This window comes from Hyphobacterium sp. (genome assembly GCF_965229905.1).
Lineage (GTDB): Bacteria > Pseudomonadota > Alphaproteobacteria > Caulobacterales > Maricaulaceae > Hyphobacterium.
In genome coordinates this window covers 1,529,630-1,541,285 of sequence record NZ_OZ245930.1, presented here as the reverse complement: position 1 = coordinate 1,541,285, position 11,656 = coordinate 1,529,630, and the positions used below count along the sequence as shown (strand labels likewise).

Below are 11,656 nucleotides of genomic sequence, written 5' to 3'. Positions count from 1 at the left end.
TTAAGGAAGCGCTTCCTTAGACCCTGGTGGCCATGGCGATTCGCCCGCTGCGGGCCAGTCCGGCGCCGGGCGCCGCACGGCGCAACGACAAGGCCTCGGCGATGTGGACCCGGCGGACACCATCCACGCCATCGAGATCGGCGATGGTGCGGGCCGCGCGCAGCACCCGGTGATAACCACGAGCGGTCAGTCCCATCGCCTCCGCCGCCTGATTGATCAATTGCTGCCCGGCGCGGTCCGGTTCGGCAACATGATCGATGAGATCGGCGGTCAGGCGGGCATTCAGTCGTCCGCGTTCGGTTTGCGCCTCCCGCGCCCGGGCCACCCGGTCTGCCGCTTCCGCCGTCCCCTCGGGCGGCGGCGGCAAGGCGAGATCGGCCGGCGTCACCGGCGGCACGGTGACATGCAGATCGATGCGGTCCATCAGCGGACCGGACACACGCGCCTGATAGTCGGCGGCACATCTCGGCCCGCGCTTGCAGGCCTCGCCATTGGCACCGGCCCAGCCGCAGCGGCATGGATTCATCGCTGCAATCAGCTGAAAATGAGCGGGATAGGCGATGTGCGCATTCGCGCGGGCCACAACGATCTCGCCGGTCTCCAGCGGCTGACGCAAACTGTCGAGCACCTGCGGATGAAATTCCGGCAGCTCGTCGAGAAACAAAACGCCATGATGCGCCAGCGAAGCTTCGCCCGGCTTGGCACGCTGCCCGCCGCCCACCATCGCCGCCATCGACGCGGAATGATGAGGGGCCCGGAAGGGGCGCGAACGGGTTAATCGCCCGCGTTGGAGCAACCCGGCCACCGACTGGATCATCGACACATCGAGGAGTTCTTGTGCCGACAAGGGCGGCAATAGACCCGGCAATCGCGCGGCCATCATCGATTTTCCGGATCCGGGCGGACCGGTCATCAGAAGGTTGTGTCCGCCCGCCGCCGCAATCTCGAGCGCCCGCTTGGCGCTCTCCTGGCCTTTAACGTCTTTCAGATCGAGATCGGGCCGCGCATCGACCAGATCGCCCGGCACGGGGCGCGCCAGCATCTGCCGGCCCTTGAAATGGTTGACCAGCTGGATGAGTGAGGCGGGCGCCAGAATGGACAATTCGCCGCCCGCCCAGGCCGCCTCCGGCCCGCAGGCCTCCGGACAGATAAAACCGAGATCGAGCCGGCTCGCCGCCATCGCTGCCGGCAGGGCGCCCGGGGTCGGATTGATCGATCCGTCCAGCCCCAGCTCGCCCATGGCGAGATGATCGGCCGCGACATCCGGCGGGACGACATTCATCGCCGCCATCATCGCGATCGCGATGGGGAGATCGAAATGAGCCCCCTCTTTCGGCCGGTCCGCTGGCGCCAGGTTGACGATCACCCGGCCCGGCGGCAGCGATAGCCCGATGGCCGCGAAGGCCGCCCGCACCCGTTCGCGGCTTTCGGCCACCGCCTTGTCGGCCAGGCCGACCACCATGAAGGCGGGCTGACCGCCGGTGAACTGGACCTCGACATCGACCCGGCGCGCCTCGGCCCCTTCAAACGCAATTGTCGTCGTGCTTGCGCCCATGGTTCTGCTCCGTCCCGCCCCACCAGGTCATGCCGTAACCCTCTGGGAAACCGCCAGTTTTCCACAGAAGGTGAAAAACCCTTTGGCCAAAACAGGAACAATATAAGAACAAAAACAGACTTCGAGTCAAGGTTGTGTGACGAATGTCAAGCTAATCGGCGCTCCACCGCATCCCAGAACAGGACCGCGGCATCTGTGCCGGAGAACCGTTTCAGCTCCTGCACCCCGGTTGGCGAGGTCACATTGATCTCGGTCAGCCGGTCACCGATCACATCGATACCGACAAAGACGAGATCCCGCTCTTTCAGGACCGGCGCGATCGTCTCGCAGATATGGCGATCCGCCGCGCTCAGCTCAGCCGCCTCGGCGCGCCCGCCGACATGCATGTTCGAGCGCGTTTCGCCAGGTTGCGGCACCCGGTTGATCACACCCACCGGTTCACCGTCGATCAGGATGACGCGCCGGTCTCCGGAGGCGACATTGGGCAGGAAGGCCTGCGCGATGATTGGCTCGCGATTAAGCCCGAAGAACATCTCTACCATGGACGAAAAATTCCCGTCATCCGGCTTCACGCGGAATACGCCCGCCCCGCCATTGCCGTAAAGCGGCTTCAGGATGATGTCCTTGTGTGCCGCGCGGAACGCCTTGATCTCCGCCAGATCGCGCGAGATCAGCGTCGGCGGGATCAGCTCGGGAAAATCCAGCGGTAAGAGTTTTTCCGGGCTCGAGCGCACCCATTTCGGGTCGTTGAGCACCAGCGTTTTACCCTTGAGGTATTCGAGCACATGGCATGCCGTGATGTAGGACATGTCGAAGGGCGGATCCTGGCGCATCAGGATCACATCGACATCCTTGGCGAGATCCAGGGTCTCGGCCTCACCTTCGATGGCCGGCTGGTCCTTGATCCGCTGTACCGTCACGGGTTTCGCGCGGGCCGTGATCAGCCCCATCGACCAAGACAGGTGTTTCGGCTGATAGGTCCAGACCTTGTGACCGCGCGCCTGCGCCGCTTCGATGAAAGCGAAACTCGTATCGCCATTGATGTCGACGGAGGAAATGGGGTCCATCTGGACCGCGATGCGGAGCGTCATGAAATACTCACCTAGTCGATCGGCGTGACGGGCGCGGAGCGAAGATCCTCAGGCGCGTCCAGTGCCGGCAGATTATCGCCCGACGGAATCGCCTCGCCGCCGCAGGCCGCGGCTTGCCGCGCGCCCCGTGCCACCGGCGCGCGCTCTTCACCGACCACACGTACCAGCGTGACGACCTCTGTGACACCGTCCACCAGAGAGGCGTGCTGGGCAGCGCGTTCCAGCTCGCCGCGCGTGCGCGCGATGCCGAGCAGGAAGACGCGCCCGTTTTCCGCCTCGACATTGAAATTCACACTCCGCACCGAGCGGTCGCGCAACAGGCGGCCACGGATCTGCTGGGTGATCCAGGCATCGCGCGCCCCGTCGCGCAAGCTTATTGCATTGGAGACGGCCACCTCGTTCTCGACAGCACGCACGGCCAGCGCTGACCAGGCCAGGCACTCGGCCTGCCGCCGGTCTTCGTCGCGCGGCACCGTGCCGGTGAGCAGGGCGACACCGTCGGTGACCTCCACATCGACCCCGTCGAGCGCATAGCCCTCGGCCCGGGTCATCGCCGCCTTGATCGACAGCGAGGCATTGGTGTCGTCGAGATCGCGGCCGATCGACCGCTCGGGCTGAACCGCAGCACACCCGGCCAGGGCAAGCGCCAGAAGAACCGACAGGATGGAAAACTTCATGTGTCTTTGACTCCGCAGGAGACAGCCTGCGGCCAACCTATCTGCGCAAATGATTCCGTTCAATTAAAGTCCATCGCCGCGCGGCCCTCCGGCCAGAAAAATTGCCGCTCATGATGCGGCAGCCGCCACGGCCGGATCACGATCAGATCGTAACGGATCGCCAGTCCCGCCAACTCGCGGCGGCGGCTGACGAAACCCGACGCGCCCCGCATGATCCTCTGTTTCTGCTGCCAGGAAATCGCTTCGAGGCCCAAGCGCAAGTTCGGACGAGCCTTGACCTCGACGATCGCCAGAACGCCGCCCCTGCGCGCCACCAGATCCAGCTCCCCAACGCCGGTTTGCGCGCGGCGCGCGAGGATGCGGTAGCCTTTCAGGAACAGCCACAGCGCCGCCACGGATTCGGCGCGGCGGCCGAACTGTTCCGCAGCCTGGCGCCCGCCCGTCATGAGCTGCCACCATCCTTTAGCGCCTGCGCCCGCGCATAGAGATCGCGCTTGGCCAGGCCCGTACGCCGGGCCAGCTTACCGGCAGCGCCTTTCACGCCCATCTCCGGGATCAGCGCAGCCAGTTCGGCATCGATATCCGCCGCATCCGGCGGTGCGCAATCTCCCGGCCCGATCAGCAGGGTGATCTCGCCCTTCGGTGCACCCTGTTCGGCGTAATGCGCCGCGAGCGCCGCCGCAGGGCCGCGCCGGAACTCCTCAAACCGCTTGGTCAGCTCGCGCGCGACCACCGCCTCGCGATCGCCCAGAACGGCATGGATGTCCGCCAGGCTGGCCGCGAGACGCGGGCCGGTTTCATAGAAGACCAGCGTGCCGGGAACCGCCGCCAGCTCGCTTAGCCGGTTGCGGCGCGCTCCGGATTTCGGCGGCAGGAATCCAGCGAAATGAAAGGCGTCGCTGGGCAGGCCGGACGCCGCCAGCCCGGCCAGCAGGGCCGATGCGCCGGGCAGGGCGCGCACCGGATGGCCGGCGTCGATCGCGTCGCGCACCAGCTTGTAGCCCGGATCGGAGATCAGCGGCGTTCCGGCATCGGAGATCAGCACCACCCGCTCTCCGGCGGCCAGCGCCGCCAGGATGGCCGGCCGCACCCTTGCGCCATTATGATCGTGATAGGCGTGGAGCTTCGGTGACAGGCCGTAGGCATTGAGCAGCTTTCCGGCCACCCGCGTGTCCTCGGCATAAACCCGGTCCGCCCCGGCCAGCGCATCCAGCGCCCGCAGCGTGATGTCGCGCAGATTGCCGATCGGTGTCGACACGATATTGAGACCCGGCTCCGGCGGTTGCGGCCTGGGCGCGCGGCGGCTAGCTTCGCCGGAAATATCTGAAAGCGGATTGGCCATGATTCTTCCTGCATCTTTGCGCTTCTGGCGGAACTTACCAAGACCGGTTGTGGTTTCGCTGCTGTCCACGGCAGGCGCGTTGGCGGCAACCGCCTGCGCCACCACGTCGGCCCCGCCTCCTCCGCCGCCGCCACCGCCCGTGCCGGTCGAGATCGAACTGCCGGAACAGCCGCCGGAAACCGAAACGCCGCCCGCCGAACGCGAGGACGGCGTCGTCCCGCGTCATCTCGAAGATCGCGACCTGACGCGGGCGGCCTTGCTCCTGCCTTTCAGCCATGCCAATTCGGCCGCGCGCAGCGAAGCGGCCAACCTCCTGCACGCCGCAGAGCTCGCCCTGTTCGAACACGGGCCGGAAACGCTGGTCCTGATTCCGAAGGATACAGGCGGGACAGCCGAAGGTGCCCGTGAAGCTGCGCAAGCCGCGATCGACGATGGCGCCGACATCATTCTCGGGCCCTTGTTCGGCACGGCCGCGGCCGCCGCCGGCGAAATCGCCAGCCGCTATGATGTGCCGGTGCTGGCCTTTTCAACCGATACCAGCATTGCCGGCAATGGCGTTTACCTGTTGAGTCTGCCGCCCGAACAGGAAGTCGCCCGGATCGTTGAGTATGTTTCACTGCTGGGCGTCGAGCGCTTTGCCTTTATCGGACCCGGTGGAACCTACGGTTCGACGGTGCGCGATGCACTGCAGGATTCGGCGGAGCAGAACGGCGCCTATCTGGCAGCCGAAGAGACCTATGTCGGCGGCGTCGAAGCCATGACATCGGCGGCACGCCGGCTCGCGGAACTCGGCTTCACAAGCCTTGAGGCGGAAGAAGCCATGCAGTTCCGCTCGCGCGAATGGCAGCCCTCGCCGGATGCGCCTTTTCAGGCCGTCCTTCTGCCGGAAGGCGGAACCCGCTTGCGCACGCTGGGGCCCTTATTGCCCTATCACGAGATCGACCCGCTGATTATCCGCTTCCTCGGCACCGGCCTCTGGAATGACGATGAAACACGGCGCGAACCCGTCCTCCATGGCGGCTGGTTTGCGGGCCCGGATGACGAAGCGCATGCAGCCTTCGTCGAACAGTATGAGGCCGCTTTCGGTGACGCCCCGTCGCGTATTGCCAGCCATGCCTATGACGCGGTTCTGCTGGCAATATTCCTGTCCGGCGAAGGCGATTTCAGCCGCGAAGCGCTTGAGGACCCGGAAGGATTTTACGGCGCCGACGGCCTGTTCCGGTTCCGCGCCGACGGCCGGATCGAACGCGGTCTCGCCGTGTATGAAGTTCGCCGCGACGAATTCCGGGTCATCGACCCGGCACCGCGCCAGTTTGACCCGGCGGTCTTCTAGCGGCGCATCAGGGGCAAAGCGCTTGGGCTATGCCGTCGGCATAAAGCCGGCCACCGCGCGTCAGTGAGAGCCGGCCGCCTGCCAGCGTCAGCAATCCCTGCCGTTGAAACCGCCCTGCCTCTTCCTCGTCCGGACCGAGGCCGGTTGCGACCTCCAGTGCCGCAACATCCAGCCCTTCGGCAACGCGCAGGCCCATCAGGATCCGTTCGCGGGCCTCATCCAGCGCGGACAGCGTCTCGACCCGGGACCCCGTGCCGGTTTCGGCCACACGCTGCACATAATCGGCCGGCCGCCGCGCCGTATCACTGGCGATCCGGCCGCCATTCTCGGAACAGCCGATCCGGCCGTGTGCGCCTGGACCGATCCCGATCCAGTCCCCGCCCTCCCAGTACAGCCGATTGTGCCGCGATTCATGTCCCGCGCGGGCATGGTTGGAAATTTCGTAACCGGCGAGCCCTGCCGCTTCGCACATGGATTGCGTCGTGGAATAGAGCTGCGCGGCGAGATCATCCTCCGGCGGCACCAGCTCGCCACGCTTCACCCGCCGCTCGAACGCTGTGCCCGGCTCGATGGTCAGCTGATAGGTCGAGAGATGATCGGGCTGCAGCGACAGGACTGCGCCAAATTCCGCTTCCCAATCAGCCACGCCCTGACCTTCGCGGGCGTAGATGAGATCCAGTGAGACCGAACCGAACAGTTCCCGCGCCAGATCCCAGGCCTGACGCGCCGCGGCGGCATCATGGTCGCGTCCCAGCGCGGTCAGCGCCTCGTTCCGGAAACTCTGCACGCCGAGCGACAGGCGATTGATACCGGCAGCGGCATAGTCCTCGAACCGCGCCGCATCATTGGGATTGGCTTCCAGCCCGATCTCGGCACCCGGCGCGAAACCGAAACAATCGCTCGCCCTGGCTATCAATTGGGCGATTTGCGTGCCGGAAAGCAGAGACGGGGTTCCACCGCCAAAATGCACCGAAACCAGCTTCCGTCCGTCGGCATGCCGCTGCCAGTAATCGAGATCGGCCAGCAACGCCGCGAACAACGCGTCGTCATCCCCGCGCGCCTTATAGACATTGAAGTCGCAATAGGGGCAGATTCGTGCGCAATACGGCCAGTGCACATAGAGGCCAAGCGGCGTGTCATTCATCGCCGAACTCGGCGGACATGAGCTTTGACATCGCGCGAGCGCGGTGGCTCAAACCGGCCTTTTCTACCGAACTCATTTCGGCGAAGACCCGGCTTTCTCCCTCCGGACGGAAGATCGGATCATAGCCGAAGCCGTGATCTCCACGCGGCGGCCAGACAATCTCGCCCTCGACACGGCCTTCGTAAAAGCGGTGCGACCCGTCGGGGAGGGCGAGCGCCAGAACACAGACGAAAGCCGCAGACCGGTCATCCTGCCCGGTCGCCTCAAGGCCGTCCTGAACCTTTTTCATGGCTCTGTCGAAATCGCGCGGCTCGCCGGCCCATCGGGCCGAATGAATGCCCGGTTGCCCGCCGAGAGCCGCAACGCAGAGCCCCGAATCGTCGGCCAGAGTGGGCAATCCGGTCGCCGCGCAGGCGGTCCGCGCCTTCAACAGGGCATTCCCTTCAAAACTGTTCTCGGTCTCGTCCGGCTCCGGCAAAGAAAAATCTGCAGCGGATCGCAGCACGATTCCGCGGCGCGCGAGCAAATCGCTTATCTCTTTGATTTTGCCTTTATTATGGGAGGCAAGAACCCAGTTTTTCGCCTCCGACACGTACCGATTCACCCCCATTTTTTATCGCCTTTCGAAAAATTCATATCGAAAAACGATATTTTTGCTTGCGCCGCGCGTTTTTTATGTTTATCGATAAATCCACGGACGGCGAAATGATCGTCCGGCAGACAAAATAGAACACTCTGGTCGATTGAAACGAAACACAGGAGAGATGAAAATGGTCAGGTCCGAAAATGGTGCAGCCCGGTTCTTTGCGGCAGCTGTGATTAATGCGTTCCTTATCATCGCGGTTGGATCCGGCATAGTTGCCGCGCTGACCTCGACGGTCGCATGATGATACATGGGTCCCGGCGGTAGCGTGAGGCGCCGCCGGGTACCGAAAATGGGGCAAGGGGAAATATGGAGGCAATCAAACCGGGTCCGATGATCGGGGGGCTGAAATGGCTGCTCGATATTGTTTGGTACCTCTTGTGGGCGGTGCTGACTGTCAGTGCAGTCGGTTTCCTCGGTGCCACCCTTGTCTTCGGGTTTCAGCTCTTTGGCTGGATTCCCGAATCCGCCGCCAGCTCGCTGCGCAGCGTCGTCGATCTCGTCGTCCTGTTGCCGCTCGCTGTCGCGGAAATTCTGGCCCTGATGGTGATCGTTCACCGTTTGCGGCTGATCGTCCGGACACTGATCGCAGGGGATCCCTTTGTCCCTGAGAATGCCGGTCATCTCCGGGTCATCGCGGTGGCGATCGCGGTCTATCAGAACGTTCGCTATGCCGCGCAGGGACTGGTCGCGATTTCGCTGGCCGTCTTCGACTACCGGATCGGCGGCGTGGAGCTGTCACGCTTCGATCTCAACCTTGGCTCATGGTTCGCCGTGGCCGCCCTCCTGGTGCTGTCCCAGGTGCTCCGCGAAGGAGCCCGAATGCGCCAGGAACAGAAATTGACGATTTAGGGAGGCGCGCGTCATGCCCATTCGCGTCACCCTTGACCGGATGCTTCTCGAGCGCCGCATGTCGTTGACAGAGCTGTGCGACCGGGTCGGCATCACCATGGCCAACCTGTCCATCCTCAAGACAGGAAAGGCCAAGGCCGTAAGATTTTCGACGCTGGAAGCGTTGTGCGAGGTGCTGGATTGCCAGCCTGGCGACCTTCTTAGCTACGACGATGATGAGGACGGTGACGGCGCTGACGCCTGATCCGGATCACAATCACCCCCGGACGGGTCCCCGGCCGGTTGGTGAGAAGCAGCGGGAGCGGGCCTGATCGGCATATACGCCCCTTCCCAAGAGCGCCGATCGGGCCATTTTTTAGCCCCCCAGCGCGCTCCCGCTGCTTCTTTTTTCCTTATAATACGGATTTCTGGATTTCGCCTAGCTCCGCGACACCCTTGCGCGCCAGGGTAAACAGTCGGGCAAAATCGTCTTCGGTCATCGGCTTGTCTTCCGCAGTAGCCTGGATTTCAACGATTCCGCCGTCCACGGTGAGCACGAAATTGGCATCGGTCTCGGCCACCCGGTCTTCCTCGTATTCGAGATCCAGGCGGGCCGTGCCGTCCACTACGCCGCAGGAGACGGCAGCCAGCTGGCCATAGACCGGATCGGTTTCCAGCAGGCCTTCCTCCATCAGCCAGCCGATCGCCCGTTTCAGCGCGACCCAAGCGCCGGTAATCGCTGCGGTGCGGGTGCCGCCATCGGCCTGGATGACATCGCAATCGACGGTGATTTGGCGTTCGCCGAGCGCCTTCAGGTCAATCACCGCCCGCAATGAACGCCCGATCAGGCGCTGGATCTCCTGCGTGCGGCCGGATTGCTTGCCCGCAGCCGCCTCGCGCCGGCCGCGCGTATGGGTCGCGCGCGGCAGCATGCCGTATTCGGCAGTGACCCAGCCCTTCCCCGAATTGCGCATCCAGGGCGGCACATTCTCTTCGACCGACGCCGTGCACAGCACATGCGTATTGCCGAAGCGGATCAGGCAGGACCCCTCGGCATAAGGCGATACGCCGGTTTCGATGCTGACATCGCGAAGCGCGTCGAGGGCACGGCCATAAGGTCTCATGGGGCGGTCTCCAATCGGTTCTCGCCCGACCGTCTAGACGCGGGTCTGGCAGGCGTAAACCGTTTCCAGCGGCACGCCACAATTGAACCCGTTTCAGCCTTGTCCTAACTGAGAGCCGATATGTCGGAAGAAAACCGGTCCACGCCGAATCTCACGGATCTCGACGAACGCTCGCGGATGATCTTCCGCGAGATCGTGGAAACCTATCTGGATACCGGCGATCCGGTGGGCTCGCGGACCCTGTCACGGCGCCAGGGCATGGCGCTGTCGCCCGCCTCGATTCGCAACACGATGTCGGATCTGGCCGCGATCGGCCTTCTGACGGCGCCGCACCAGAGCGCCGGTCGCTTGCCCACGCATGCCGGTCTGCGCCTGTTCGTCGATGGCCTGTTGCAAGTCGGCGAACCGGCGCCTGAAGACCGGGACGCCATCGAATCCCGCGTCGCCGGCAGCCAACGCAATGTCCGCGATGTGCTCTCGGAAGCCTCCTCCATGCTGGCCGGGCTCGCGGGCGGCGCTGGGCTGGTGACCTCACCTTCGCGGGAGATGCCGCTCAAGCATGTCGAATTTGTGCCGGTCTCGGCGCATGAGACGCTGGCCATTCTCGTCGGTGCGGACGGTTCGGTCGAGAACCGCATGATGATCGCGCCGGACGGTTTGCCGTCCTCGGCGCTGATCGAAGCCGGCAACTACCTGTCGGCCCGGCTCAAGGGCCGCACGCTGAAAGAGGCCGCCGATGAGATCCGCGCGGAAATGGCCGAACGCCGCGCGGCGCTCGACGAAGCCGCACAATCCCTTGTCGAACAGGGGCTTGCCGACTGGTCGGGCGGTACCGAGCGTGCGCTCATCGTCCGCGGTCAGGCGCAATTGCTCGACAATCTCCAGGCCGCCGAAGACCTGGAACGCGTGCGCTTGCTGTTCGACGAGCTGGAGCGCAAGGAGGGCCTGATCGCCCTGTTGGACAAGGCCCGCGATGCCGACGGCGTCCGCCTGTTCATCGGCGCCGAGAACCCGCTCTTCTCCCTGTCGGGTTCAAGTATGATCGTGGCTCCCTATATGGACTCCGACCGCCGCATCATCGGCGCGCTGGGCGTCATCGGCCCGACGCGTCTGAATTATGCGCGCGTGATCCCGATGGTCGATTACACGGCCCGCGTGGTGGGCCGGCTACTGGATAAATCCCGCAGCTAGACGGGCAAGAGGACGTGAAAATGGCTGAAGACAAGACCGCACAGGACACGGACGATCAACCGATCGAGGATCGGATCGCGGAAATCGAAGCGGCCGAGAAAGCCGCGCTCGAAACCGCCGAAGCCGAAGCGGCGGCAAGCGCCGATCCTTCCCCTGAAGACGCTGTGCGGGCTTTACAGGATGAGCTCGAGGAAACGCGCGACAAGCTGATGCGCACCGCCGCCGAGATCCAGAACACACGGCGCCGGGCCGAGCGCGACGTCAAGGATGCCCGCGAATACGCGATCTCGCGCTTTGCCGGCGACGTGTTGAGCGTGGCCGACAATCTCTCGCGTGCCTTGCAGGCGGCGCAGGCCGAGAATCTCGAAGGTCCCGCGAAAACCCTCGTCGATGGCGTCGCCCTGACGGAAAAATCGCTGCTTTCCGCGCTCGAGCGCCATGGCGTGAAGAAGATCGATCCGGAACCGGGCGAAGCCTTCGATCCCAACCGCCACCAGGCCACAACCCAGATCCCTTCCGAACATAAGGCCGGCCGCATCGCCGCCAGCTTCGCGCCCGGCTATATGATCGGCGATCGGACCTTGCGGGCCGCCATGGTTGCGGTCTCCGCCGGAGCGCAGGCCGCCAATGATGACTCCGCTGCGGCGGGTGATGACGAGCCGGGATCCGGCGTCGACGTGAAGGCCTGATCGTCCGCAAGGATTGATTTCCCACCGGAATTGGCG

Annotated in this window: 13 protein-coding genes; 5 read left to right on the top strand and 8 right to left on the bottom strand. The window is 64.4% G+C overall.

Annotated elements, in window-relative coordinates:
* Positions 1-16: 16 nt before the first annotated feature.
* The 5 genes from ACO08C_RS07805 to rsmI form a co-directional block, all read right to left on the bottom strand.
* On the bottom strand, positions 17-1,555 hold the full coding sequence (locus tag ACO08C_RS07805; RefSeq protein ID WP_421784636.1) for a YifB family Mg chelatase-like AAA ATPase: 1,539 nt from the start codon (positions 1,553-1,555) through the stop codon (positions 17-19).
* Positions 1,556-1,701: 146 nt separating this feature from the next.
* Positions 1,702-2,646, bottom strand: coding sequence for a glutathione synthase (gshB, locus tag ACO08C_RS07800; RefSeq protein WP_421784635.1), 945 nt, complete (start codon positions 2,644-2,646; stop codon positions 1,702-1,704).
* Between the two features lie 11 nt (positions 2,647-2,657).
* Positions 2,658-3,323, bottom strand: coding sequence for a BON domain-containing protein (locus tag ACO08C_RS07795; protein WP_421784633.1), 666 nt, complete (start codon positions 3,321-3,323; stop codon positions 2,658-2,660).
* Between the two features lie 59 nt (positions 3,324-3,382).
* The gene (locus tag ACO08C_RS07790) at positions 3,383-3,769 is read right to left on the bottom strand and encodes a YraN family protein (protein ID WP_421784631.1); all 387 of its coding nucleotides are present in this window, start codon (positions 3,767-3,769) and stop codon (positions 3,383-3,385) included.
* Positions 3,766-4,665, bottom strand: coding sequence for a 16S rRNA (cytidine(1402)-2'-O)-methyltransferase (rsmI, locus tag ACO08C_RS07785; protein WP_421784629.1), 900 nt, complete (start codon positions 4,663-4,665; stop codon positions 3,766-3,768). The genes ACO08C_RS07790 and rsmI overlap by 4 nt, the downstream gene beginning before the upstream one ends.
* On the opposite strand from rsmI, the gene ACO08C_RS07780 reads away from it, so the two are divergent.
* A complete protein-coding gene (locus ACO08C_RS07780) occupies positions 4,664-5,998 on the top strand; it encodes a penicillin-binding protein activator (RefSeq protein ID WP_421784627.1) in 1,335 nt (444 codons plus the stop codon). The genes rsmI and ACO08C_RS07780 overlap by 2 nt on opposite strands.
* 7 nt (positions 5,999-6,005) lie before the next feature.
* On the opposite strand, the gene hemW is transcribed toward ACO08C_RS07780, so the two are convergent.
* Both hemW and rdgB read right to left on the bottom strand, forming a co-directional pair.
* Complete coding sequence (hemW, locus tag ACO08C_RS07775; RefSeq protein ID WP_421784625.1) at positions 6,006-7,142, bottom strand: radical SAM family heme chaperone HemW; 1,137 nt, start codon at positions 7,140-7,142, stop codon at positions 6,006-6,008.
* Positions 7,135-7,752, bottom strand: a complete 618-nt coding sequence (rdgB, locus tag ACO08C_RS07770; protein WP_421784623.1) for an RdgB/HAM1 family non-canonical purine NTP pyrophosphatase — start codon at positions 7,750-7,752, stop codon at positions 7,135-7,137. Before rdgB ends, hemW begins: the two co-directional genes overlap by 8 nt.
* Before the next feature lie 342 nt (positions 7,753-8,094).
* On the opposite strand from rdgB, the gene ACO08C_RS07765 reads away from it, so the two are divergent.
* Together ACO08C_RS07765 and ACO08C_RS07760 are read left to right on the top strand one after the other, a co-directional pair.
* Complete coding sequence (locus tag ACO08C_RS07765) at positions 8,095-8,637, top strand: DUF2975 domain-containing protein (protein ID WP_421784621.1); 543 nt, start codon at positions 8,095-8,097, stop codon at positions 8,635-8,637.
* A 13-nt stretch (positions 8,638-8,650) separates the two neighbouring features.
* On the top strand, positions 8,651-8,881 hold the full coding sequence (locus ACO08C_RS07760; RefSeq protein WP_421784619.1) for a helix-turn-helix domain-containing protein: 231 nt from the start codon (positions 8,651-8,653) through the stop codon (positions 8,879-8,881).
* A 148-nt stretch (positions 8,882-9,029) separates the two neighbouring features.
* On the opposite strand, the gene rph is transcribed toward ACO08C_RS07760, so the two are convergent.
* Positions 9,030-9,740 carry a ribonuclease PH gene (gene rph / locus ACO08C_RS07755; protein ID WP_421784617.1) on the bottom strand — a complete coding sequence of 237 codons (711 nt, stop codon included), beginning with the start codon at positions 9,738-9,740 and terminating at the stop codon, positions 9,030-9,032.
* Positions 9,741-9,860: 120 nt separating this feature from the next.
* Between rph and hrcA the strand changes: the two genes are divergently transcribed.
* Positions 9,861-10,931 carry a heat-inducible transcriptional repressor HrcA gene (hrcA, locus tag ACO08C_RS07750; protein WP_421784615.1) on the top strand — a complete coding sequence of 357 codons (1,071 nt, stop codon included), beginning with the start codon at positions 9,861-9,863 and terminating at the stop codon, positions 10,929-10,931.
* Between the two features lie 20 nt (positions 10,932-10,951).
* On the top strand, positions 10,952-11,620 hold the full coding sequence (gene grpE, locus ACO08C_RS07745) for a nucleotide exchange factor GrpE (RefSeq protein WP_421784613.1): 669 nt from the start codon (positions 10,952-10,954) through the stop codon (positions 11,618-11,620).
* Positions 11,621-11,656: the final 36 nt, after the last annotated feature.